Source organism: Paenibacillus macquariensis, assembly GCF_900156375.1.
Classification (GTDB): domain Bacteria; phylum Bacillota; class Bacilli; order Paenibacillales; family Paenibacillaceae; genus Paenibacillus_AQ; species Paenibacillus_AQ macquariensis.
In genome coordinates this window covers 43,951-69,038 of record NZ_FTNK01000003.1, presented here as the reverse complement: position 1 = coordinate 69,038, position 25,088 = coordinate 43,951, and the positions used below count along the sequence as shown (strand labels likewise).

22 protein-coding genes and 1 pseudogene are annotated in these 25,088 nt (G+C 39.7%); 3 read left to right on the top strand and 20 right to left on the bottom strand.

Translation table 11 applies throughout. The features are described 5' to 3' along the window. Positions 1–115: 115 nt before the first annotated feature. The 12 genes and pseudogenes from BW961_RS06040 to BW961_RS05985 form a co-directional block, all read right to left on the bottom strand. On the bottom strand, positions 116–910 hold the full coding sequence (locus BW961_RS06040; protein WP_326112070.1) for an ABC transporter permease: 795 nt from the start codon (positions 908–910) through the stop codon (positions 116–118). Beyond that, positions 894–1,805 carry an ABC transporter ATP-binding protein gene (locus tag BW961_RS06035; RefSeq protein ID WP_068582122.1) on the bottom strand — a complete coding sequence of 304 codons (912 nt, stop codon included), beginning with the start codon at positions 1,803–1,805 and terminating at the stop codon, positions 894–896. The genes BW961_RS06040 and BW961_RS06035 overlap by 17 nt, the downstream gene beginning before the upstream one ends. 418 nt (positions 1,806–2,223) lie before the next feature. Next, positions 2,224–2,706 carry a DUF1854 domain-containing protein gene (locus tag BW961_RS06030; protein ID WP_169810263.1) on the bottom strand — a complete coding sequence of 161 codons (483 nt, stop codon included), beginning with the start codon at positions 2,704–2,706 and terminating at the stop codon, positions 2,224–2,226. Positions 2,707–2,764: 58 nt separating this feature from the next. After that, positions 2,765–3,733 (bottom strand): LCP family glycopolymer transferase, encoded by a 969-nt coding sequence (locus BW961_RS06025; RefSeq protein ID WP_068582118.1) that lies wholly within the window; start codon positions 3,731–3,733, stop codon positions 2,765–2,767. 26 nt (positions 3,734–3,759) lie between these two features. Then, positions 3,760–4,005: pseudogene (locus BW961_RS06020) on the bottom strand (cupin domain-containing protein); the annotation flags it as partial. Between the two features lie 21 nt (positions 4,006–4,026). Continuing rightward, on the bottom strand, positions 4,027–4,779 hold the full coding sequence (locus tag BW961_RS06015) for a sugar phosphate nucleotidyltransferase (RefSeq protein ID WP_068582114.1): 753 nt from the start codon (positions 4,777–4,779) through the stop codon (positions 4,027–4,029). Positions 4,780–4,825: 46 nt separating this feature from the next. Then, positions 4,826–5,062 carry a glycosyltransferase gene (locus tag BW961_RS06010; RefSeq protein ID WP_280175191.1) on the bottom strand — a complete coding sequence of 79 codons (237 nt, stop codon included), beginning with the start codon at positions 5,060–5,062 and terminating at the stop codon, positions 4,826–4,828. Between the two features lie 313 nt (positions 5,063–5,375). Next, entirely contained in the window at positions 5,376–6,542 is a 1,167-nt protein-coding gene (locus tag BW961_RS06005) for a DUF1972 domain-containing protein (protein ID WP_068582111.1), read from the bottom strand. A 25-nt stretch (positions 6,543–6,567) separates the two neighbouring features. Beyond that, positions 6,568–6,831: a glycosyltransferase gene (locus BW961_RS06000; RefSeq protein ID WP_280175190.1), complete on the bottom strand. Its 264-nt coding sequence runs from the start codon at positions 6,829–6,831 to the stop codon at positions 6,568–6,570. A gap of 199 nt (positions 6,832–7,030) precedes the next feature. Further along, positions 7,031–7,729, bottom strand: a complete 699-nt coding sequence (locus BW961_RS05995) for a sugar transferase (protein WP_082867381.1) — start codon at positions 7,727–7,729, stop codon at positions 7,031–7,033. Positions 7,730–8,165: 436 nt separating this feature from the next. Then, positions 8,166–8,603: a YveK family protein gene (locus tag BW961_RS30340; RefSeq protein ID WP_076576701.1), complete on the bottom strand. Its 438-nt coding sequence runs from the start codon at positions 8,601–8,603 to the stop codon at positions 8,166–8,168. Positions 8,604–8,717: 114 nt separating this feature from the next. Continuing rightward, on the bottom strand, positions 8,718–9,125 hold the full coding sequence (locus BW961_RS05985) for a hypothetical protein (RefSeq protein WP_068582104.1): 408 nt from the start codon (positions 9,123–9,125) through the stop codon (positions 8,718–8,720). A 205-nt stretch (positions 9,126–9,330) separates the two neighbouring features. On the opposite strand from BW961_RS05985, the gene BW961_RS05980 reads away from it, so the two are divergent. Further along, a complete protein-coding gene (locus BW961_RS05980) occupies positions 9,331–9,699 on the top strand; it encodes a helix-turn-helix domain-containing protein (RefSeq protein ID WP_068582102.1) in 369 nt (122 codons plus the stop codon). A gap of 86 nt (positions 9,700–9,785) precedes the next feature. Here the strand turns inward: BW961_RS05980 and BW961_RS30335 are convergent, their stop codons facing one another. From BW961_RS30335 to BW961_RS05965, 4 genes are all read right to left on the bottom strand, one after another. Next, positions 9,786–9,935, bottom strand: coding sequence for a hypothetical protein (locus BW961_RS30335; RefSeq protein WP_156510103.1), 150 nt, complete (start codon positions 9,933–9,935; stop codon positions 9,786–9,788). Positions 9,936–10,188: 253 nt separating this feature from the next. Continuing rightward, positions 10,189–14,784 (bottom strand): glutamate synthase large subunit, encoded by a 4,596-nt coding sequence (gene gltB, locus BW961_RS05975; RefSeq protein ID WP_068582100.1) that lies wholly within the window; start codon positions 14,782–14,784, stop codon positions 10,189–10,191. A gap of 366 nt (positions 14,785–15,150) precedes the next feature. Next, the gene (locus BW961_RS05970) at positions 15,151–17,493 is read right to left on the bottom strand and encodes a YhgE/Pip family protein (RefSeq protein WP_068582098.1); all 2,343 of its coding nucleotides are present in this window, start codon (positions 17,491–17,493) and stop codon (positions 15,151–15,153) included. 145 nt (positions 17,494–17,638) lie between these two features. Further along, positions 17,639–18,232 (bottom strand): TetR/AcrR family transcriptional regulator, encoded by a 594-nt coding sequence (locus tag BW961_RS05965; RefSeq protein ID WP_068582095.1) that lies wholly within the window; start codon positions 18,230–18,232, stop codon positions 17,639–17,641. Positions 18,233–18,557: 325 nt separating this feature from the next. Here BW961_RS05965 and BW961_RS05960 point away from each other — a divergent pair, with 325 nt between their 5' ends. Then, complete coding sequence (locus tag BW961_RS05960; RefSeq protein WP_068582092.1) at positions 18,558–19,718, top strand: MGDG synthase family glycosyltransferase; 1,161 nt, start codon at positions 18,558–18,560, stop codon at positions 19,716–19,718. A 136-nt stretch (positions 19,719–19,854) separates the two neighbouring features. On the opposite strand, the gene BW961_RS05955 is transcribed toward BW961_RS05960, so the two are convergent. After that, positions 19,855–20,643 (bottom strand): cell wall hydrolase, encoded by a 789-nt coding sequence (locus BW961_RS05955; RefSeq protein WP_068582090.1) that lies wholly within the window; start codon positions 20,641–20,643, stop codon positions 19,855–19,857. Positions 20,644–20,734: 91 nt separating this feature from the next. Then, the gene (gene thpR, locus BW961_RS05950; RefSeq protein WP_068582087.1) at positions 20,735–21,316 is read right to left on the bottom strand and encodes an RNA 2',3'-cyclic phosphodiesterase; all 582 of its coding nucleotides are present in this window, start codon (positions 21,314–21,316) and stop codon (positions 20,735–20,737) included. A 401-nt stretch (positions 21,317–21,717) separates the two neighbouring features. Between thpR and BW961_RS05945 the strand changes: the two genes are divergently transcribed. Beyond that, on the top strand, positions 21,718–22,689 hold the full coding sequence (locus tag BW961_RS05945; protein WP_068582084.1) for a D-2-hydroxyacid dehydrogenase: 972 nt from the start codon (positions 21,718–21,720) through the stop codon (positions 22,687–22,689). Between the two features lie 88 nt (positions 22,690–22,777). On the opposite strand, the gene BW961_RS05940 is transcribed toward BW961_RS05945, so the two are convergent. Then, complete coding sequence (locus BW961_RS05940; protein ID WP_068582081.1) at positions 22,778–24,541, bottom strand: ABC transporter ATP-binding protein; 1,764 nt, start codon at positions 24,539–24,541, stop codon at positions 22,778–22,780. Between the two features lie 18 nt (positions 24,542–24,559). Continuing rightward, a complete protein-coding gene (locus BW961_RS05935) occupies positions 24,560–24,952 on the bottom strand; it encodes a CopG family transcriptional regulator (RefSeq protein WP_211269756.1) in 393 nt (130 codons plus the stop codon). Positions 24,953–25,088: the final 136 nt, after the last annotated feature.

The window sequence follows — 25,088 nt, the reverse complement described above, 5'->3', positions numbered from 1 at the left end:
CTCATTCTACATGTAACCCTGTCATTCTGTACGGATCACAATTCAATAAAACCCTGAAGAATAGAATGAAATCCTATTCTTCAGGGCTTTATTGTTCAAACATCAGACTATCTTATTATGTTGCAACATCCCGTTTGTTAAAAATAACCCATGTGAGCACTAAGAAACAAATATAATAGATTGCCAGCACAATCAACGAGAAGGCCAATGTTGAACCTCCAGGACCCACGGGAGAATCAATGTAACCTTTTAAATCCATTTGCGTGAATATAACATATTTCATCCACACATATTTATCCGGATTAAGTAGAAGCAGGAAGATATCTTTAGAGAATAAGACGACCAATGATAAGACAATAGCAAAGGTGCTGGAACGAAATAGGGTAGAAATCATAAAGGCTATCGTCGTAATCAATATAAGTTCAACATATTTACAACCTAGAATCATGAGGGTATACGACATCGCACTCCAAGAACTTGAGATTAGTCCTGTACTACCCACATCATAGGTGAACCAAATATTTGCGAATAGAAAGGTCACTCCAAACATCATAAGTGTACTTAATATCCCAAATAGTATCACCGATATATACTTGGACAATAGAATTTTTGAGCGACTCCATGGTCGAATCAGAAGTAACTTAATCGTTCCCCAAGAAAATTCACTAGCCACAGAATCAGCTGCAATGACACTTGCAAATATAATATTCATAAAAAATGTAAAGGTCATCGTTAATAAGACAACTTCCCAGACACTAGGATTCTCTTGTGAGCCAGCCATGAAAAATACAAATGGCATAAGAATACTTACAATAGCTAGAATACTTAACATAATCCAAGTACGGGCACGACGGTATATTTTCATATTCTCATTTAATACTAATTTATAAAAGTTAGCCAATTTGTTCACTTCCTGTCATTTCTAAGAATTGATCCTCAAGCGAACGCGTAACTTCACGAATACCGTATACTCTTATCCCCGCCTGAACGAGTCGTGCATTAATATCAGCTACTTCTTCACGCGATACCCGCATAATAAGTAAATTATTCTCCACACGATCCACGCCAAGTATAGCCGCAGCCTGTTGTGGATGATCCACATCAAATGCTATCTCAGCAGCGGAAACGGCTACCCCATCCTCGTTCTTTAACTGTCGTACATCAATGAGTCGACCATTCTGGATAATGGCCACTCTGTCGCACATCAGTTCCATCTCAGAGAGTAGATGACTCGATACGAAGACTGTAGTTCCTTCGACCCTACAAAGATGTCGTAAATAGTCCCGTAATTCCCGAATTCCCTGAGGATCAAGTCCATTCGTAGGCTCGTCCAAAATAAGAAGCTTCGGGTTGTGTAGAATAGCCTGAGCTACGCCTAGTCTTTGTCTCATACCTAGTGAGTAGGTTTTTACTTTGTCATGAATTCGGTTATCCAACCCAACAAGAGCAATAACCTCTTGTATTCTTTGCTTCGTAATTCCAGGCATCATACGAGCGAAATGCTGTAAGTTCTGATATCCAGTAAGGTATTTATACATTTCTGGGTTTTCTACAATAGCCCCTACATTTGCTATCGCTTCTTCGAATTGATTCTTAATGCTCTTCCCACAGATCAGGATGTCTCCTTTACTTATAGATATTAATCCAACCATCATACGGATCGTCGTGGTCTTCCCTGCCCCATTCGGACCCAGAAATCCAAACACTTGCCCTTGTGAGATCTCTAGACTCAGATTATCTATTATTGCTTTAGAAGAGATTATCTTCGAGACATTTTCTAAGCGAACAACTGGTTCCTCTTGCAATTAATACACCCCTTCTCCTTAACAAATATGACCCTAGCCTATTTCAATTCTAAGTATACATTAACCAATGTTTAGAGCATCCTCTCCACAATATGAGAATCTACATATAATTCATTTTGAGTTAATACACATTCCTTACAATACCCCATAGATGTGTTATACCGGTAAAAACAAGTTTTGAAAATGGCACTTTCCTGGTTCCCATCTACAATCTTCTCACAGTATACACAATAAAATTGAAATTGCTCAATCATTCGAAAAACCTACCCCTCACAGGAATTATCATGTTATTCGACTAAATATATCAATCAACTTCACTAAAAGATACACTATGTATCAATAACTGTAATGTACTCGACATTTATTGCAATGTCAAGAATTTCCTTAATGTGAATAGATATGTTTTTCTCGTAATTGTTCATATCTTAGCAATGAAATATTGGTTATTCAATTTTTCCCATTGCTTCAAACTATTCTCATCCAGTTCATGAATATTTAAAATAATAAACCTACGTCCTTCAATATCACTTAGACTCCAACTCACTTGGCTCAAAGGATGTACACTTTCATACTTTTCGTTCATTCGAAAATTCATTCTACCAGAACTGGTATCTACTACTCCTACCCACTCACATCCAATCTCATTCAAAGAGATAATACTCTCAATGGTGGGACTCATATAATACCGCTGAAGTTCCTGCTCTGCTACCCTTCTACTTTCACCTTCTAACAAAGAAAGATCTGTAATCATTATAATCTCCTCGTTGGTATCTGAGCGAACTGAGATAAATTGTTCCGGCATGGTCAATGGAAATGAACGAATCAATTTGACATCCTTGTGCTTCTTTCCATCTTCGTAAGCTTCAAGTACGTTATCAGAGTTTCTCAACAATTGTATCATAGGTCCTTCCACCTCCATTAGCTCTTCCTTTATTGCTTCCGAGATGCTCTTTCCTCATTTATTTTTTTGCCTTTTGCAGTTGCTCTTCAATCAAATTATGGACGCGTTCTTTCTCTGCATTATCTATAATGTAATAATAAACTCCGTTTATTCTCTTACCTTGCCCATTGAACTCCAAGGTTTCAATCGTATTCAGATCCGTGCGATAATCCGTTATAAACTTCTTCATTTCTTTAAAGGTAATATCCGTTTTCACATTGTTTCCCACTTCAGTAAGCATGGATTGAACATGAACGATATTAGAGACCTGTAGAGCATTCTTCAACGTCTGTTTCAGTACCTCACGTTGTCTTGCGTTACGTCCAAAGTCTCCTCGAGGGTCATCATAGCGCATACGTGAATAGGCAAGCGCTGCAGTGCCGTCAAGCTTTAAATGTCCTTCTTTGAAATCATAACCTTCAAATTGAAAAGAAAATGGATTCTCAAGCTCCACTCCGCCTAGTAAATCTATAATTTGACTAAACCCCTCCATGTTTACTTTGATGTAATAGTTAATGGGAACTTTCAAGAGATTCTCTACGGTTTGAATGGACATATTTACTCCACCAAAAGCATAGGCGTGATTAATTTTATCTATCGTGCCGTGCCCTATAATCTCCGTTCGAGTATCCCTTGGAATATTGAACATGAGAATCGATTCTTTGGATGGGTTCACGCTCAACATAATCATGGAGTCTGATCGACCAACATCGTTCTCTCGTTGATCTACCCCCATAACAAGCACAGTAAATGGGTCTCGTTCATCCATTTGAACAGGTCCACCACTATTGAGTTCTGTACTAGATACTTCTGGTTTAGTCGGTTCCAACGGATCTTGCGTTGTCGCTACAACTTTAATTGGTTCTCTTGGTTCATAGATTGCTTTAGCAGTCGATTTCACAGATGTATACAAATATATTCCATAGCCCACTATAATGAAGATACTTAAGGATACGGCTAATACTGTTACCTTTACCCAGCGTTTCATTCGTTGTACCCCTTTATTTCATATATTCAAATCGAATTAACCAAAATATCTGACCATTCTAGCTTCAATCGAATAATGTCCTCATCTACCAATTCACTTCCCATTTGTACTCCGATAATTTCTAAATCACGGATTGCTCTTACACTGTGACAACTGCCCTCTGGAATTTCAAGAACGTCTCCCTGTTTAATTATCCAACGTTGTTCATTGAGTACAAATTCTCCCTCATCTGAGATGATGGTCCACAATTCTCTACGTTTCAGATGAAAATGGTAACTTAGATTGTGTGTTGTCTAGTGTACGAAAGCAACCCTTTTACCAAAGTTCATATCAAACTCCTGATTACGAACCAGTTCATTCGAATACGCTAATGACTCGTGAGTACCGGCATCTGTCCACCATCCGGATAAAATATCATACGTCAACAGCCCTTGAGCGATATAGGCATTATTAACATCCGTTATCTCCAATTCCCCTCTTCCTGACGGCTTCAAGTTTCTGATAATGCTGAATACTTCAGAATCGTACATATATATACCTGTCACAGCGTATGAACTCTTCGGCACCTTAGGTTTTTCTTCAATGGATTTGATATTCCTACCTTCCAATTCAGCCACTCCGTAACGTTCTGGATCGGCTACCTCTTGCAGAAGAATTTTTGCTCCTTTATTCTGTCTTCTGAAATTATTTACATAAGAGGATAACGAATCAGAGAATATGTTATCACCTAAAATAACCGTCATCGGCTGCCCTTGTGCGAAATCTTCTGCTAATCCTAAGGCCTGTGCAATTCCTCCAGCCTGATCCTGAACTTTGTACGTAAAGTTGACACCGAATTCGTATCCACTCCCTAACAAATTAACGACATCTCCCATATGGTCACGTCCCGTGACAATGAGGATGTCGTTAATTTCGGCTTCTCTGAGTTTATGAATGGAATGGTAAATCATCGGATATTTCCCTACGGGAAGTAAGTGCTTGTTCGTCACCTTTGTTAATGGGTAGAGCCTTGAGCCTGTACCGCCTGCTAAGATGATTCCTTTCATGAATCTTCACTCCTCTAATTATTTGAATTTGGTGAACCCCGGATTTTCACACGTACATGAGTCCCCCAGCCACAGTAACAATCAAAGGATTCCCACAATCCATAGCTTCAATAGCCACTCTTCCGAAGGCTTCCTTCCTGGAGCAAACGACTTCAACATCAGAATCCTCTCTCAGGGTCACTAAATCATTTGTGAAATCAATGAATTCCACCATATCCTGAACACCATATTCCACTACTTTCTGAAGTAGTTGATCGTAATATTTCTTCTTTGTTTGACCAATAATGAGTATCTAATAATTCCTGTTTGTGTCTTGTTTCAATTTATTAGCCAATTCGACTAAATCTTCTTGACCCTTAATTTTGTATACTGTACCAATACATGTAATGGTAAATGGTTTGAATACCCCTTTCATCCGTTTAAGTTCATCTTTTCGAATAAAGGTAAATAATTCCCTTTTTAACCAATGGATATCCTTCTTAAGATTCTCGTAATACTTATTTCCTTCTCTGGAGAATAGTCATTTATGAGTATAAATCTATGTTGTTCAGTGTTCGGGCAAGTTAACAACGATTGATTACATTCTTTTGTTTCTTCTATCCAATTGAGTTAGACGAAAATTCTATTTCCGTATTTCTCTCTACTTGATTGAGATAACTTGCCGAATTAGAAGTCATTAACTCACTGTAAGATCTTGCAACTGCGTCCCATTGATAGTTACTATACAACCGCTCTTTCATTCCTAGTCCTTGATCTTCCATGGTGATAACTTGTCTAAATTGTTCAGCTAGTCGTTCTAAGGTAAACAGTTGTCCATATTCACCTAAGACCTCTTTACTGAATGGACCATCAATAGCCATCACTCTCTTACAAGACCCCATGGCTTCTAATAAGGCAGGGTTTGTACCCCCAACAGAATTCCCATGAAGATAACACTCAGCATTCGATCTTAATACCGCAAGCACATCTTGATTGTAATTAGCAGGCAGAATACGAACACCATTCTTTCCATCGTGAGATTTCAACAATTCAGAATACGGCGTTGAATCTCTATACCCTACTAATATGAACTGATATCCTTCTTCGTACAGCTTAGATTTAATGAATCCTTCTATGATCTTCAGAGGGAGATTGTCGAGTTCAAATCTAGTAATTTGAATGAAGTATTTCTGTCCACTTAGGTCATATTTCTTCAAAACATCTATTATCTTCTCGTCCTTCATTGGCGAAATGATGGGTGCACCATATGGAATGAATTGTGTTTTTCTGAAAAAGATAGATTTGTAATAGTTTTGAATGGCAACAGAATCTGAAATTAGCTTTTTGCAGAATAAACATATGAGTAACGAAGAAAAAAAATAATATAGTTTGAACGGCCATGACCATTTCATTCTTCTCCATTCTAATCCGTCCGTATTTACAGCCATCGGAATTCCAGCCAATCGAGTAATAAGAATTCCTGGTAAATTCGCATTATTAAACCAAAACACGAAGTCATATTCCTTTCGGTGTTTAAACAAGTATTTGCCCGTATTTATGGATGAGACAAACGTATCCAGCTTTCTTGATGCACTTCCTTTTACATTAACAATTTTTCTATCATTAATTGGATCACTTTCGCCCTCATTCTCAGATCTTCCAAACACATGACAATCGAAACCCTCTTGAACTAATCTTAAGCTAATCTCATCGACAGCTGTCTCAAATCCGCCATAAGCAGCAGGTATTCCCCTCGTACCGCAAAAAGCAACTGTAGCTTTCATATTCCCTCTCCGTTCAACTCAACTTTTATAAAAATGTAAATTCATCGACAGCGTCCAGATATAATTGCGCCGCAGATTGCCAAGTCCATTTGGCTGCTTGAGCATATCCCAACGAAATAAGCTCTCTTTGAAGGTCGGGATCACCCAGAAGTTCTCCAATGCTTTCCGCAATCTCTAAGGGGTTATTTGGGTCGATAAGAATTCCTGCATCCCCAATAATTTCTGGAATTGCTGTTGTGTTGGAAGATACAACCGGAACACCACAAGCCATCGCTTCAATTGGAGGAATACCGAAACCTTCTTAAATTTCACATATTGATGATCATCTCCATAGGGATATCCAGAAGACCAATGACCAAAGAAACAGTAGTTATTAGGGTTCTCTCGATTCAGCACTTCATGAAATAAATTCAACAGATACGTTCTGCTCCCTTGAAACTTACCTGCCAATATGTGAGCATCTACTCCAATTCTCATTTGAACGATCTTTAGAATGCGTTTTTATCTCCAAATAGCATTCGTATGGTTTTGAAGATAATACGGATATCATATGTAATACTTCTCCGATCTATATATCGAATATCCAGTTCTACCATCCTCTCAAACCCAACATTATTTCTTCCACTCACCTGCCAAAGGCCTGTACATCCAGGTGTTACGCGAAGTCTTTGTTTATCATATGAGGAATAGTCTGCAACTTCCCTCACAAGTGGGGGTCTAGGTCCAACTAGGCTCATATCTCCACGTATTACGTTCCATAGCTGAGGTAATTCATCCACACTTGTTTTTCGGATAAACTTCCCTATTCTTGTGATACGGGGATCATTCTTCATCTTAAACATCGCACCACTCACTTCATTCTGATCCAGTAACTCTTCAAGCAATTCTTCAGCATTTGAGACCATCGACCTGAATTTGAACATATGAAATCTCTTTTCATTCTTACCTACTCGAATTTGATGAAAGAATACAGGACCCCTTGGATCCTCAAATTTAATAAGCAATGCTACAATAGCAAACAACGGAGACAATAGGAGTAGACCACATACGGCTCCCATCACATCCATCATTCTCTTTACCAATAAATACGATTTAGTCGAACGAGAATGATTAGGCACTGCATGTGGATAAACCACCTTTTTTTCAAGGAGTAGTTCACCTTCATTCCTTTGAGATGATGGAATCATTTATAATCTCCTCTATCCATTTAAATTATTTGAAAGCATGAGTTGTATTGGTTTATATGGAAGTAAACCCTCACAAATCATACCTTCAATATGTCAAAGTAGGCATTCAACCCATCCTCACTTCACACCCTTGACGATTCACGTCTAAGGTCCGGGGACCCACAGTATGACCGAGTACCTACATTGATAAAGGCATAGTAGGCATTACCTATAGTTACACTACAACGCTGCTATTTATTACTCACCACAGTAATAGGTATCGAATAATATGACATCATACAGATCCTTCACCTCATCCAGAACTGTTTTCATTTTTAGAACTTAACATTTCAGAGGAATTTTTGGGGGATAGGAGCTGATGTGATGACATCGAAATGATCTATTAATGTTTCTATTACAACATCTTGAAGTTCATCTCGATTGGTCAGAACGCTCGTTAATCCAACAGAAGTACCAGACCTATGGCAAGCATAAGTCCCATTATGAACCCGATTATAATGACCATTACTGGATTGATATTTAGTGGAATTGCTTCATCGGTGATTTGAGCAGAACTCAGAATTGTAACATTATCTACCTTCATAATATTCAGGATTTGTTTCTCAAAAACCATTGCTATCGCATTGACAATTTTGGATGCAACTTCATAGGAGGGATCTTGGTAATTTAATGTCATTACTAGTGATTCATTCGTTGTACTAGCCTTAATGTTACTAGCTAAATCATTTGCCATTATGCACAGATCAGGGTATTCATGTATTACCTTATCTATAATTGACGATGACTTAATAATTTCCATGTACGAATTAATGACCATAATATTCGTTTGAATCGTACTATAATCCAATGATGCTCTACCTTTTTGAAACTCCACAACAACCCTTACTTTATAAAAATATATGTATTTTTTGGGTTTATTGTCCTAATGCACTTCGTAGCAATATATAGTAGAATGAAATTAACTGTATTTAGGTATAATTCTTTCTTTTCAAATAGATAGATTGATACGCTTATGAATGCCAACTTTGTTTTTTGTGATTAAGAAATAGTTTAAGTTGATTAACATTTTTTTTAAAAGACTCGTATTGTATAACTTATATTCTTTTATGTCAGGTAATTTGACTCGATATTGAAACATACGTTCATATAACCCTTTAGCTTCTATTTTCCCTGAAAGTCTAACCTTTGAACTAGAGTCCTCGATATCAAAGCCAAACACGACATTGGGTATCATCGGTAAATCTAAATCGCTTAAGAAACATATTGAGTTATCACCTAACTCCATTAAGAATATAGGACGACGTTTGCTGCTATTGACCTTACTTCCTCTTACTTCTCTGATATAGATGTGTGCATTTAGAGAAAGATTGGCCCAATCATGAATATTGGGTTTCATAGCTTCATTCCTTTATCAAAGTTTATGCTGTTTCAAAAGATAATTAATTGGGTAATATACTAAATGATACATATTGTATCCCTTACTTCTAATTTACGATACATATTGTATCATGTCAAGCTTAAATTTACTGTTATTATTAGGTTTTCAAATTTTATTAACATAATTGAAAGATCTAGATAAAATCGCCAACAGGGGGAAATTCATGAATCACCAGAATCGCATTGCGGAATTACGTGAAGGAAGACAATGGACCCAAGAAGAGCTCTCCCAATCCATTGGTATTACGAGAGCTTCCCTTTCCCATTACGAGAAAAATCGACGTAAGCCTGATTTCGAGATATTAACCAAACTCGCTGATGTATTCGGAGTGTCCATTGATTACCTCATTGGCCGAACTACCCATTCTGAAGTCGTTATGGATGACGATGTACGGCATTTCGTGGATGATTTGGAACTATCTGATGATAAGCTTTTGGAAAAGTTTAATCTTACGATTGATGGGCGTAGTATTTCGGAGGAAGAAGCTAAACGCTTTATTGCTTTTATTCGTATGGAACGGAATATGAATTAAATGTCTAATCAAAAAAGCCTTAGTAACCAAAGTGATTTCTTTGGTTACTAAGGTTTTTTTGATTTTATCTTTTTTGAATAAACCCGTCACTTATGCTGTGCGCCTATGTAGTTTTTCCATTTTTCAGGAGGAACACCACATTGCTTCATAATGTTAAGGATGTCTACACTTACCTTCTTTGGTAGCTCACGGTTGGACCCTCCTACTTCGGTTCCTACCTCTTTTGTTTCCTTCATTAAAGATAACCTCACTCTATTTTTCATTGTTAGTATCTAGCCCGCACAGCCAATTCACTACTTAATTAGTATTATATATTAACCTTTTTCTTTATGTTGTCGTCTTGTGTTATTTTTAAAAAATAATAGAGTTCTTATTTTGTCGAAAAAAAACTTACTTACAAGGCTCTCCAACAATGCCCAGTAAGTAAGTTTTATTCTATATCCGTTATGCATGTTCTTGTGGTGATCATTTTACTTTTGATTGTTGAATTTAGTTACCAGAACGTGCAAGTTCACGCATATTCGCTTCGAATGCTGCTAGAAGCGCAACTTCTCCCGTCAATCCACTCGCATGAACCTTCTCAATTTGCTGTGTCATCTTTTTATAATCTTTCGGAATAACGCGTACGAACCTACCCAGACTCTCTGTCCAATGATCTAACACCCATTGTCCTTTGGTACTTTGCGTATGGGACACATGATTGAGAATCATCCCGCGTAACTCTTCCACCTCTGTTGCAATCTCTACCCGTTCAAGTAATACCATTTCTAGATTACATCGATCAATAAAGGTTCCATCATGGTCGTACACATAAGCAATACCACCTGACATCCCTGCTGCAAAGTTGCGTCCTGTTTCACCAAGTACAACGACACGTCCACCCGTCATATACTCGCAGCCATGATCGCCCACACCCTCTACGACCACATTGACTCCAGAGTTACGTACAGCGAATCGCTCACCCGCGATCCCACGGATATAGGCTTCACCGCTAGTTCCACCATAAAATGCTGTGTTACCGATAATAATATTCTCTTCCGCTTTAAAAGTAGACTTCGGTGAAGGCTTCACAATCAATTTACCTCCAGAGAGACCTTTACCAACGTAATCATTTGAATCACCTTCTACGGTTAAGGTTACTCCCTTCGGTACAAATGCACCAAAGCTTTGACCTGCTGTTCCTAAGAAAGTAAACTCAATCGTATCATCTGGTAGGCCAACTGCTCCATATTTACGTGTAATTTCACTTCCCAGTATCGTTCCAACAGCACGGTTAACATTGGTAATCGGAAGAACACCCTGTACGGAAGTTCCATTCTCCAAGGCTGGTGCTGCAAGATCTAACAACTGTTGAATATCTAATGTTTCATCTAAGCAATGATTCTGCTGTTTACTGTTGAATCGAGTACTACCTTCAGGAAGGGTAGGTGAATGAAGTAGAACAGACAAGTCTATCCCTTCCTTCTTCCAATGACCCACTGCCTTAACCTCGTCCAGACAGTCTGTACGGCCTACCATTTCTTGAATGGTACGGAAACCAAGACCAGCCATGATCTCACGTAAATCTTGAGCTACAAATGTCATAAAGTTAACTACATGTGCTGGGTCTCCTGTGAAATTCTTACGTAATTCTGGGTTCTGAGTAGCGACCCCAACCGGACACGTATCCATTTGACATACACGCATCATAATACATCCAAGAGCAACTAGTGGTGCAGTAGCGAATCCATATTCCTCCGCTCCTAATAACACAGCAACTGCTAAATCGCGTCCATTCAGCATTTTACCGTCCGTTTCAAGAACAACACGATCACGTAAATTATTTAGAATGAGTGTCTGATGTGTTTCTGCAAGTCCAAGCTCCCATGGGAGTCCAGCATGACGGATTGAACCTTGTGGTGATGCACCCGTTCCGCCATCATATCCACTGACAAGGATAATGTCCGCACGACCTTTAGCTACACCTGCGGCAATCGTTCCAACTCCAACTTCAGATACCAATTTCACGTTAATACTCGCACGTGGATTAGCATTCTTAAGATCATAGATCAATTCTGCTAAATCTTCGATCGAATAAATATCATGATGCGGCGGTGGAGAAATCAGGCCTACGCCTGGCGTCGATCCACGAACTTCCGCTACCCAAGGGTACACCTTACGACCTGGAAGCTGTCCGCCTTCTCCCGGCTTGGCTCCTTGAGCCATCTTAATCTGAATCTCATCTGCGTTAACTAGATAATTCGACGTTACGCCGAATCGTCCTGAAGCAACCTGCTTGATTGCACTACGGCGAGAATCTCCATTGGCATCTGGAATATAACGAGCCGGATCCTCTCCGCCTTCTCCCGTGTTGCTCTTTCCACCAATACGATTCATCCCAATGGCTAAACTTTCATGCGCCTCTTTACTAATTGAACCGAATGACATGGCCCCCGTCTTGAACCGTTTCATGATGGACTCTACGGATTCAACTTCATCGATAGCTATTGGCTCACCTACTGGTTTCAACTCGAGCAATGAACGAATCGTCATACGTTGTTCATTCTCACCTTGAACGAGGCTCGCGTATTTCTTATAAAGACTGTAATCATTCGTACGAACGGATTGTTGTAGTAAATGTATGGTTTGTGGGTTAAAGAGATGCTCTTCCCCATCTTTACGCCATTGATACTCCCCACCAGAATCCAGTTCTTTATCATTTCCATCTTTATCTGTAAACGCACGATTATGATGAATGAGCGTCTCTTTAGCTACTTCTTCTAGACCGATACCTGCGATCCGTGAAGGCGTCCGTGTAAAGTACTTATCTACAAAATCTAAATTCAATCCGACAGCTTCAAAAATCTGCGCACCACGATAGGACTGAATGGTTGAGATACCCATTTTGGATAATACTTTAACCACGCTCTTCGTTGCAGCTTTAATATAATTCTTCACAGCTTTCTCATGTGAAATCCCACGTAACATCCCTTGCCCGATCATATCATCCAAGCTCTCGAAAGCGAGATACGGATTTACTGCGCTGACACCATATCCTAATAGGAGTGCGTAATGATGCACTTCACGAGGTTCTCCTGATTCCAACAGAATACTAACCATAGTCCGAGTACCTTGGCGAATCAGATGATGATGCAAACAAGATACCGCAAGGAGAGCTGGAAGTGCAGCATTATTTTTGTCGACACCACGGTCGGAAAGAATAAGAATATTATGACCTTTATCAATTACACGATCTGCAGCTTTACACAGAACATCTAATGCTTCACGCATTCCCTCCGCTCCATCCTCAGCAGGAAAGAGAATCGGAATGGTCATGGATTTAAATCCTGGACGGTGCACATGACGGATTTTACCGAAATCTTCATTAGATAATACTGGTGTATCAAGGCGAATCTGACGACAACTCTCTGGTTCAGGATGTAACATGTTACGTTCCGGACCAATCGTTGTTCCCGTAGCCGTAATAATCTCCTCACGAATCGCGTCAATAGGAGGGTTCGTAACTTGCGCAAACATTTGCTTGAAATAATTATACAGACGCTGAGGGCGTTCCGAGAATACAGCCAATGGAGCATCGTAACCCATCGATGCAATCGCCTCAGCTCCTGTGGAAGCCATAGGTTCTAGCACTTTACGTAGTTCTTCAAAAGTATAGCCAAATGACTGCTGTAATTGCTGAACATTATCATGCTTAGGATTCGGAAGCTCTGGTGCATCCGGTAATTCATCCAGATTAATCAAATGCTCATCCAACCACGCACGATAAGGCTTCTCTGCAGCAATTTCAGCTTTCACTTCCTCATCAGAAATGATTCTTCCTTGCTTCGTATCTACCAACAACATACGTCCTGGACGTAACCGATCTTTGTAGAGAATATCTTCAGCTGGAATATCCAACACGCCTGCCTCAGATGATAATACGATTAGATCATTCTTCGTTACATAATAACGAGCTGGGCGTAGTCCATTCCGATCGAGCATAGCACCAATCTGAACACCATCGGAGAAGCCCATTGCTGCCGGTCCATCCCAAGGCTCCATAAGCGTACTATGATATTCATAGAATGCTTTTCTTGTATCATCCATCGTCTCGTGGTTATTCCAAGGTTCAGGAACCATCATCATAGCTACATGCGGTAACGAGCGTCCGCTCAAATATAAGAATTCAAACGTATTATCAAACATTGCTGTATCTGAACCATCAGGATTGATAACAGGCTTCACTTTCTCCAGATCATCACCGAACACTTCGCTTGCAAAAAGGGACTGACGTGCATGCATCCAATTCACATTACCACGAAGTGTATTAATCTCCCCGTTATGAATCATATAACGATAGGGATGGGCGCGTTCCCAACTCGGGAACGTATTCGTACTGAATCGAGAATGGATCAGTCCGATAGCAGATTCAAACAACTCATCTTGTAGATCCACGTAGAATTGACCTACTTGAATCGTTGTTAACATACCCTTATATACGATTTTACGGCAAGAAATACTGGTTAGATAGAAGCTTTCGTCTTCTTCATTACCACTATAACGGGTAGCTAATTCAACTCGTCTACCAATCACATACAACTTCCGTTCAAACGCCATTTCATCTTGTAATGCGCTATTGCGTTCAATAAACACCTGACGAACAAAGGGTTTCGCTTCCTTAGCCGATTTGCCAAGTGTATCGTCTACTGTGGGGACGTCACGAAATCCTAAACAAGTCTGACCTTCCTCAGCAATAATATCTTTTAGTTTATTCTCATGAGCTTCACGGATCAACGGATCTTGGGAGAGAAAGATCATCCCTACGCCATAATGTCCCTGTTCCGGAAGATTAAATCCTAATTTTGTTGCTTCTGCCGCGAAAAAACGATGTGGAATTTGTACCATGATACCGGCACCATCACCTGAATTCGGTTCACTTCCCTGTCCACCACGATGTTCCATGTTAACTAGCATAGTCAAAGCTTGACTTACAATTTCGTGAGAGACTTTCCCCTTAATATTAGCTACAAATCCCATTCCGCATGCATCTTTTTCATGTTGTGGATCGTAGAGTCCCTGTTTCGGCGGGAGCGCTGTATGTCTCATGATTCGCAACCTTTCTATATATAATATGAATTTACAAATAAACGAAATCGTTCTTCTTTAAACATGAAATATACATCAGACTTCTGAACGTACTAAATTGGTTATGTTATTCTATCATCAAGCCAAGCCTCTATACCATTTAAACTTTTTTATAATAGTGATAAGAATTGTTTTACACGAAAGCTTTAATGTACGAAAGCTAATTTTTAAATAATTATGCATAAAAGAGATTCAATATTCAATAGAATGTCAAGTAAATTGGTGATAGAATTTTTCTTTCGAAAAATTACAGATACAAAAAAAGAAATGGTCCCAAAGGTCAAATTTCTGACTTTTGGGATCATTCCTTGTATAATATGCCCTAAATTATGCGCTTAGGGAATGTTCTTCAATAAGGTTCTTGGGTTGACGTATGAAGTACATGAATGTGGCTAACAGGAAGACACCTGCAAATATAGCCAGAACACCTACGTCAGACCACATGGCACCGAAATTACCCGTAGAAATAACTGCTTTGTATCCTTCTACGCTATACGTCATAGGGAACCATGGGTTGAACACTTGTAACCAACCTGGAATCAATTCTTTAGGGAATGTTCCTGCACTTGTTGTAAGTTGTAGGATAAGAATAACAATAACCATGAATCGCCCTGGTTGATCGAACCATGTTACAAACGCCTGCACTAAGAACATGAATGTAAAGCTTGTAAGTAATGTGAATAAGAAGAACAGTGGTACACTTTGAACTTCCAGATCTAATCCATATAACATCACTACTGCTGCAAGAATCGATTGAATAATTCCTATGCTGCTGAATGCAAATGTCCGACTTACAAATTTATTGAATCCTGAAGCGTTTGGTACGCTAGAATCTCTGCTTGGTAATACAATGGTTGAGATCAGCGCACCTACAAACAATCCTAAGGATAAGAAGTATGGCGCGAATCCTGTACCGTAGTTAGGTACCTTGCTTACTTTTTCTTCTTGAACGGTTACTGGCTCAGCAAACATATTATACGTCGCTTCCGTTCCTTTTACTTCTCCTGTTGTAACTGCTGCTTCATTTAATTTAGAAGCAAGTTCATTAGACCCGTCTTTCAACTTCACAAGACCATTTTCTAATTCCCCAGCTCCATCGCTTAATTTCTTAGAACCATCAGTAATGGTCCCCACACCGCCGCCTAATTGACTCATACCACCAGATAACTGTGCTGATCCAGAAGCGATCTTCTCAGCTCCGCCTGCCAATTGTTGACTGCCGCTTACAGCATCACCCATCTTGCTACCAAACAATTGAAGACCATCAGCCAATTTTGTTTGCCCTGATTCTAATTGTGTAGCACCTTGAACAAGCTTCTGCTGCCCTTGATGTAATTCTGTGCTTCCTTGTAACAATTGTTGTGCACCTTCACTCAAAGCACTTGCACCACCATGAAGTTTCTGTGCCCCTTGATGAAGCTGCGTAGCACCTTGGGCCAATTGTGTTTGCCCTTGGTTCAATTGCGTAGCACCCTGCAATAATTGTTCCTGGCCTTGACTTACCTTTTCACTACCTTGAGCAACCGCTTGGCTCGCTGCTAACAATTTCTGAACATCTGCGTTAGCGGCTAGATCCGGGTTCGATGCTGCTAATTGCTTCAATCCTTGTGCTACTCCCGCTGCACCAGTCGCTACTTGCTTACTACCTGTAGCAGCATCCTTTATACCTTGTTCTAGCTTAGCACTTCCCTCAACGGAAGACTCAAGCCCACTTTCCAATTTCGCTGATCCATCTACAGTAGATTGAAGTCCAGTTACCAATTGTTTAGATCCATCTACAGATGATTGTAGACCTGCTACAATTTTAGCACTTCCCTGTTCGGAAGATGCTAGACCAGCTTGCAATTGAGTGGTCCCTTGTTGGGCTTGCACAGCACCAGTCTCTAACTGTTTCTGAGCTGCTTGTAGTTGCGTAAGTCCACCTGCAAGATTTGAAGAACCTTCCTTCAATTGTGTCGCGCCTACACCAAGATCATTTACCCCTTGGGTAAGAGGCTTAATACCATCTTGTAACTTTATGGATCCGTCAACCAACTTAACTAAATTATCTTTTAGCAAAATGGCTCCATCGTCCAATTTACTTGCACCTTCATTAATCTCGCTAGCACCATCACCGGCTTCTTTAAATCCCGTAGATACAGTTTTGATCTGATCAAATAATGTCTCCGTATATACTTGAGTCACTTTCGCAGATACTTGTGCTCTGATCCGTTCTACTGCAGTACCACCAATCTGTCCTGCCAAGAAGTTATAACCTTCATTAGGCTTAAAGATGATTTCAGCAGGTTCTGGTTTCTCATTCAATAACGTTGTCGCTTTAGAAGAGAAATCCTCTGGAATGAGAATAGTCATATAATATTTATTATCACTCATTCCAGCTTCTGCTTCTTTCATCGTCACGAATTCCCACTTGAACCCATCCGTCGTTTCCAGTTCCTTCATTAGATCATCACCGGCATGAAGTGACACACCTTCATAATTAGCACCTAAATCCGTGTTAACTACAGCTACTGGCAGATCGGTCATCTTACCATAGGGATCCCAGAAGGCACCTAAGAACATGCCGCTATACATTACAGGGATAAACAGAATAGCAATCATACTAACCAATAACTTACGGTTTTTGATGGCTGATCCCGCATCTTTCAAGAATACAGATATTGACTTCATAATCTCATTTTCTCTCCTTAATTTTCACGAATACATAATGACCACTTTTCTCATTCGGTCAACTTAGAGCGTAGAAAAACTTCTCTACGAATTCGATGCCATTCTCAGTTCCTACGCATCGCTTCCACAGGAAGTTCGTTTCTAATTATACAGTTACATCTCGCACTTCTGCCAACCCTTCAGAGAGAAACAAACGAAAGTAATGCTTAATCTCTTCCTTATTCAATGGCTCAGAAGACTTTCTAGATTCTGTAGTTAATGTAATGTACAATCTTAATATGACATTCGCTACAATTTTGGGATCACATGGTTTGATTTCCTTGTTATCCAACGCGAGCTTTAATTCCCGCTCCATATACTCCAATATGACATTCTCTACTTTATCGAGCGCTTCAAGAGCTTGTGGCGTTCCAAAGTCCCTCACCTCATGCGATAACTTGATGAATAACTCATGTTCTCTACGATATTCAAGTAAACGATCAAGAACTCTATATAGGTTATCAAAAAATTCCTTGTCTCGACTGATTTCTCGATCTGCAATCTTCTTCATATCTAAGATGGCTCCATAGAGAATTTCATCAAAGAGTTCTTCCTTATTCGCAAAGAACGTGTAGATCGTTCCCTTACCTACATTTGCTATCTTTGCTACTTGATCCATGGTTGTTGCTTTGTATCCAAATGTTGCAAAGGACTGGGCCGCAGAAGCTAACACTTGCTTACGCCGATCCGTCACAGCCATTATATCGCCTCCTTCTTTTATGATGTTGTTTGTTCATCCTTGGAAAGTGACTAATTTTCATTAACGGTCACTTGGTCATAAATCATTTTAACATGCTCATATTTAAATATCAACATCAAGTTCATAATTAATTATTTATAAATAATCCCATTCTCTTGTCCATATATATTCAATAAATCTTCCCCGTCCAAAGTCTAGGAATAAAAACCTCCTCTGGTCTATTTAGAAAAGGTTGCATCTGCCTTATAATAAATACATAATTACATAACAATGCCCCATTTATTGTAAGTGTAAGTTATAGAACGATAAAGAAATAGGTGATCTCATGAGAAAAAAGAGAGTATTACTGTTATCGGAAGGATTCGGAACAGGACATACGCAAGCTGCTCATGCCTTGGCCAACGGAATGAAGATGCTTCATCCACATTTACAATGCAGAGTTATCGAGCTTGGTAATTTCTTAAATCCAACCATTGGGCCTTGGATACTATCTGCGTACCGCAAAACGATTAATACATCGCCAGCCATCATAGGCATGTTCTACCGAAATAAATATGACAAATCGTTGAATAGGCTCACTCAACTTGCTCTTCATCGTATTTTCTATACACATGCAGCTCAAGTCATTTCACAGCTTAAACCTGACGTGATCATATGTACTCACCCTATCCCAAACAATGTCATTGCGAGATTGAAAAAACAGGGGATTGATGTTCCACTTATTACACTTATCACAGATTATGATGTTCACGGAGCATGGATTAGTCCAGAAGTTAGTCACTATTTAGCGTCCTCACCGAAGGTCAAGAACCTGCTGATTGAACGTGGTGTACAACCCGACAAAATCCAGACAACAGGTATTCCTGTCCATCCTGATTTTTGGAAGATAGGTGATAAAAACCAACTTCGTAAAGAATTGAAGCTAAAAAGTATGCCAACCGTACTCATCATGAGTGGAGGATGGGGTCTAACACTTAAACCTGAATTACTGCGTCAGTTAACTTCATGGGCAGACCGAATCCAGCTCATTTTTTGTACGGGTAGCAACATGAAACTTCAAGAAAAAATGGCAGAGAATTCGATGTACGACCACCCACATATCACGATTCTTGGATATACGGATCAGATTAATAAGCTCATGGATGTATCTGATCTATTGATTACGAAACCGGGTGGTATGACTTGTACAGAAGGTCTCGCTAAAGGAATTCCGATGTTATTCCATGAAGCTATCCCAGGACAAGAAGAGCAAAATAGTCGCTTTTTTGTAAATCAAGGGTTTGCAGAAACGATTCATTCGCCAGATGTTATTGAAAAGTGGTTTCATTTAATAACGGACCACTATGAACAGTTCGAAGCCCGCAGACAACAACCCAAACGAATCGAACCGTACCTACAGCCCGCATACTGCGCTCAGACCGTCTTAAATATGGTTATAGAGCAATCCCATACCCCAACCGCTTGGACGACAGTAGTCAACCCTTAGGATACGTTAAACAACTCCCCACTATAACAACAGGGGAGTTGTTTTTGGTGATGATATCTCTACGAATGCGGCATACTAGAACATAACAAAATACATCTTTATAGATCCAACAACATGATCTAAAGATTGAACATGACTACTTATAGAATGAATGATTGCCGATTCGTTTACTAAATGTACGCGTGTTGTGCACTGTTAAATCATCAGCTAGCTTTAGCGATAGAAAATAATACGTATCATCACTAACTTCTTTATGTCCATTTAATGCCTCATTAACCGCATAAATTGAATCCTCATTAGGATTAACACGATCAAATCGCCCATTAGCCACAGGGCTGAATTGATATTTCTGATAAATTACTTTATAAATAGTTTTTGGGAAGTTGGCTGACCGCAGCCGGTTTAAGACAACATTGGCAACTGCCACTTTGCCTTGGTACGGTTCACCTTCCGCTTCTGCCATCACGATTTTACGGAGCAGAAGCAGTTCTTTATCCGTTACAGTGTATTGCCAAGTCGAAAGATCTTTCTCATTCTGACTTAACATCTGCGTCCGAGTAAAGAATAATGCTTTGGGGGGGTTGAGCCGAGAGTTAACCTCGGTCGATTTGTTCACTTGCTCAACTTTTTCCGTTGTCAGTTTCTTACTGTCGGTTGATTTCCCTGAAGTGGTCGTCACTTCTTTTTGCTTCACAAAGAACTGTTGATTATCGTTCAATACGTGAAACGATTCCTGATTCTCTATAGAGGACATTAACAAAGGATTAAATCTATGAATATCTGTTCCTTTAATAACAACAGGCTTGTACAATTTCCCTATATCTTGCTTTTCTTCTATCTGCAACAGCAGACATATCGCAGAGAAACACACTAAAATAACACCGATCAAGAGTGCAACCCAGCGGTTTTGTCTAATTAAATTCATATTTACCTCCCAAAATTCCGGCACTTTCCTAAAATGTAACCGAAAATATAGGTTTTAAATAACCATTCTAGCCATTTTCGAAACATTATATTTATAAGGAAAATTTGTCCACGACTTCATACATAGGTTGAGAACCCATTTTCGTGGAGAATAGTACAAATTCACTGATATACCAAGGTAATGACTCCAAGGACGGTATTGACGATAATAATGCTTGTCCCTGAAAAGTAGATTCTCCTTCGTATTTACGTGCCAAAGTGATATGGGGCCGGTACTCACGTGTTTCTTTATGAAATCCTAGTAATTCTGTAGATTCAGTTACTGCTTGTTGGAGACGTCCAAGTCGCTCTAGGCTACCTGTGACACTTGCCCACAACACTCTTGGTGATTCCGCCAAGCCGAAGGTGGACCAATATCCAACGCCTAACGTAAAGGGTGAAGCTTGCGATGCACTATGCCGTAAAGATTCACATAGGTCTGGAATCTTCTCTGACTCTACATCACCGAGAAATTGTAAAGTAATATGATAGTCTTCAGGAAATGTCCATTTACGGAAAGGAAGATGCTCCTTCCAATCGCTACACTGTTCCTCTAACATCCATCGAAGTTCATCTGATACTCTTACAGCTACAAACAACCTTTGCGAGCCAGTATTTGTTGGGTGTGTTCTCATATTTTAGGCTCCTATGACTGACATAAGATAACTAACATTTGTAATTATAACTGTTTCAGTTCTAATGCTCAACCCGTATATCTACGGGCAGACAGTAAAAACCCCCTCTCAATCACACCATGATCACCCCTCCAAAATATTACATTTTTCAATCAAATCCAGTAGAACCAAGGCTTCAGAGTGTTCGTATTTTTTAATAAATACCCATTTAAATGTCACCTTTTAGAATAAATTGGTCAGATCATATTTTTTTTATTTATTATTTTTCTAGCTTTTTATGATGATTTTTTCCCATTAAATCCTATATTTATCATGGAATATCCCAGATTATATGATATATAAGGTTCAATCTGTTATGCTTTTTATACGATGTACACGATCTATCTTAGGAGGTTGAAATCATGCATCAAATTATTAGTCTACATCAATTATCACCTCAGCAACTTAACACAATCCAAGAGATTGCTCCGGGGTACACGATTACGGTAGGTAAAAGCAAAGAATTGGATCCAGAACTTCTAAAGAAAGCCGAAATATTGTTGGGATGGTCTAAAGTCATCGAACAACATGTTCTCCAAGTTGACAGCCCATTGAAATGGATTCAATCTTGGTCTGCAGGTGTAGATAAGATGCCTTTGAATCAGTTCTCTGAACAAGGTATCTTATTGACGACTTCCAGCGGTGTACATGCCGTCCCTATTGCTGAATCCATCTTCGCCATGATTCTAGCCTTCTCCAGAGGTATCCAACAATCGATTCAGAACCAACAAGCGAATCGATGGGATTCCAATGTGGGACCTGACGGATCAGCCACATTGACTGAATTACGAGGTAAGACCATCGTCATTGTCGGTGTAGGCGAAATTGGTAGTGAGACGGCAAGAATTGCCAAGGCATTTGGTATGAATATTGTCGGCGTAAGGCGTTCTGGCAAGTCTGATTCGAACGTTGATACCATGTATACCATGGAACATTTACACCACGCATTAGCCCAAAGTGATTACATTGTTAATATTCTGCCTCTTACCGAGGAGACTTATCACATATTCGATACAACGGCCTTTAATAGCATCAAACCAGGTGCTTGCTTCATTAATGTAGGTCGTGGTCCTACAGTGAGTACAGATGCTCTATTGGAAGCATTGGAGAATGGCATTATCCGTTACGCAGGTCTGGATGTATTTGAAGAGGAACCTTTACCAACAGATCATCCTCTGTGGAGTATGAAGCAAGTCATTATGACATCACATATTGCGGGGAGCACCGAACATTACGATAAACGTGTCATTGATATTTTTATAAATAATTTAAAGGCTTATATAGAAGGACAAGTTCCTCCACGAAATCTAGTCAATTATAATTTGAAATACTAAGAGTGAAATATAAGAAGAGCCGAATGGAGATGCCTCCCCTCGGCTCTTCTTATATTTATATGATTTCGCGAAGAAACTCTAGATTCAGCTAACCTTGTTTAAGCGTCTCTTCATGAGTCACTTCTTTTTGCAATTGAGTTGTATAGAGCCGAAAGTATCTTTCTCCCTGTCGCATGAGATCTGTATGATGACCATTTTCCACAATCCTGCCGTTCTCCATCACAAGAATTCGATCTGCATGTGTGATGGTAGACAACCTGTGTGCAATGACCAACGTTGTGCGTCCTACCATCAGCTTCAATAGAGCATCCTGGACAAGACGTTCACTTTCATTATCAAGTGCGGCCGTAGCCTCATCAAGCAATAATACAGGTGCGTTTCTCAAAATGGCGCGAGCAATAGAAATCCGTTGTTTCTGCCCACCTGACAGACGAGTTCCCCGTTCTCCAACTTGCGTATCTAACCCTTCCTCCATTTCCATAATGAAGTCATAAGCATTAGCACTACGAGCAGCATTCATAATTTCCTCCTCTGAAGCATCGACCTTTCCATCGGCAATATTATCTCGTATGGTACCCGTGAAGAGATGGTTCTCTTGAGGAACATATGAGAAGTAACCTCTCAATTCATGTAAAGACATTTCCGCGGTATTGTTACCATCAATAGATATCTTGCCTGCTGTTATGGGATAGAATCCAAGTAACAATTTGAATAATGTCGACTTGCCCCCTCCGCTTGCTCCTACAACCGCAACAACCTCACCGCCGGTGGCATGAAAACATACAGAATCGAGGACTGGAGTACTGGAACTTGAATATTGAAAGGTAACATCACTCATCGTCAAACTTCTAAACACCTTGTTGGCGTGTCCTTCTTCAGGTAGCTTTTCAACTTCCGTTGGTGCGTCCAGTAAAGAAAATATACGATCCGCACTCCCGAGTGAGCCTTGAAATGAAGCCCACTGTCCCGGCAATTGCATGAACGGTCCTACTAAATAATTCATCAGTTGAATGAATGCTAACATTGCCCCAACCTCTAAGGAACCTTTAGCAACCCAAAATGCGGCAACTAATATGGCGATCAAAAAAGTTAGATTTCCAAATACTTCTGAAACTGAAGTCGCTGCACCTTCAATCTTACCTCCGTTTGTTTCCAATTGAACCAGCGTAGCATTGTGTCGACTGAATTTACGCAGCAATTTACGCTCTAACCCAAATGTTTTTACAACTGCTACACCACCAAGTACATCCTGTAGAAAAGCTGACATACGTCCCAACGTTTCCTGTAAATTCCCCGTATTCGATCTCATTAATTTACCAAATACGCCGCCGATCAATACCGTCAAAGGACCAATGCCTAGACAGATTAATGCTAACTGCCAATGAATGAGAAGTAGATATACGAATGAAGCCATAATAAGAATAGGATTCTTAATTAACGACATGAGCGTATGCCCACACCCGTTCCCAACCGCTTGATTATCAGTTGTTATACGAGACAATAATTCCCCGGAATGGTTATCATCCCGATATGGAACACTCACCTTAAGTAATTGTTCCATGGTATCGTTGCGCATATCTTTTCGGATGTTCACAGATACTTTCGTTTTCCAATAATGATCTAAGTAAGCATTTAATCCAATCAAGACCAGTACGACTGCCCCTAACCCTATGAAAAATGGCCAGCGCTCTATTTCTCCTACTGACGCAGCATTAGTCACATTCGATAAGAACCAAGCTATCCACAACTCTAAGGCGACACCTAATAACATCGTGAACGTCAAACCAGCATAGAGTAGCCGTTGTCTTTTCATATAAAAGAATAGCCTGTTCATCGTCTTACCTTGACTCATTACGAATTCCTCTTTTCTTTAGGAAAGATCACGCAAAGTCTGTAAATAATTCTTGATGTCTGTTCTTGCTTTAATAATTCCGAATACTTTAACACTCTTGAATGTTTCTTGCACTAAGGTAAGAGGGACATTCTGATCAATAATTAGCGTACCAATCACTTTAAGCTCCAATTTCTTATTATCTCGTTGTAACTCTTCTAGTTCATCTAAGGAATATTTAAACACACCTAACGCACTATACTTATACGTTGTCGTTTGCTTTATCTCTCCAGAATGAACGATAAGTTGTTGCCGTATCGACTGGCGAATAAAATCTGTCCGGTTCGAATAAAATCCTTCCTCCACCAATAAATCAATCTGACCTAAATCCACTGCTCCTAAGTTGATCGTAACTTTTTCTAATTCCGACACAATACGCTCCTCCATCCATTTATCATCCGAATAACATCCATTAACCATCCCTATGGATGTTATTGTAATGTGATTTACCTGAAATATCCATAACTTTTTTTCAAAATAAAAAAGGATACCATCCATAACGGACAAT

Bases quoted from the DNA above. Each gene is read 5' to 3' on its own strand.
- BW961_RS06030 (WP_169810263.1), bottom strand. From the start codon at position 2,706: ATGATACAATTGTTGAGAAACTCTGATAACGTACTTGAAGCTTACGAA.
- BW961_RS06025 (WP_068582118.1), bottom strand. From the start codon at position 3,733: ATGAAACGCTGGGTAAAGGTAACAGTATTAGCCGTATCCTTAAGTATC.
- BW961_RS06015 (WP_068582114.1), bottom strand. From the start codon at position 4,779: ATGAAAGGAATCATCTTAGCAGGCGGTACAGGCTCAAGGCTCTACCCA.
- BW961_RS06005 (WP_068582111.1), bottom strand. From the start codon at position 6,542: ATGAAAGCTACAGTTGCTTTTTGCGGTACGAGGGGAATACCTGCTGCT.
- BW961_RS05995 (WP_082867381.1), bottom strand. From the start codon at position 7,729: ATGATTCCATCATCTCAAAGGAATGAAGGTGAACTACTCCTTGAAAAA.
- BW961_RS05985 (WP_068582104.1), bottom strand. From the start codon at position 9,125: ATGAAACCCAATATTCATGATTGGGCCAATCTTTCTCTAAATGCACAC.
- BW961_RS05980 (WP_068582102.1), top strand. From the start codon at position 9,331: ATGAATCACCAGAATCGCATTGCGGAATTACGTGAAGGAAGACAATGG.
- BW961_RS30335 (WP_156510103.1), bottom strand. From the start codon at position 9,935: ATGAAGGAAACAAAAGAGGTAGGAACCGAAGTAGGAGGGTCCAACCGT.
- gltB (WP_068582100.1), bottom strand. From the start codon at position 14,784: ATGAGACATACAGCGCTCCCGCCGAAACAGGGACTCTACGATCCACAA.
- BW961_RS05970 (WP_068582098.1), bottom strand. From the start codon at position 17,493: ATGAAGTCAATATCTGTATTCTTGAAAGATGCGGGATCAGCCATCAAA.
- BW961_RS05965 (WP_068582095.1), bottom strand. From the start codon at position 18,232: ATGGCTGTGACGGATCGGCGTAAGCAAGTGTTAGCTTCTGCGGCCCAG.
- BW961_RS05960 (WP_068582092.1), top strand. From the start codon at position 18,558: ATGAGAAAAAAGAGAGTATTACTGTTATCGGAAGGATTCGGAACAGGA.
- BW961_RS05955 (WP_068582090.1), bottom strand. From the start codon at position 20,643: ATGAATTTAATTAGACAAAACCGCTGGGTTGCACTCTTGATCGGTGTT.
- thpR (WP_068582087.1), bottom strand. From the start codon at position 21,316: ATGAGAACACACCCAACAAATACTGGCTCGCAAAGGTTGTTTGTAGCT.
- BW961_RS05945 (WP_068582084.1), top strand. From the start codon at position 21,718: ATGCATCAAATTATTAGTCTACATCAATTATCACCTCAGCAACTTAAC.
- BW961_RS05940 (WP_068582081.1), bottom strand. From the start codon at position 24,541: ATGAGTCAAGGTAAGACGATGAACAGGCTATTCTTTTATATGAAAAGA.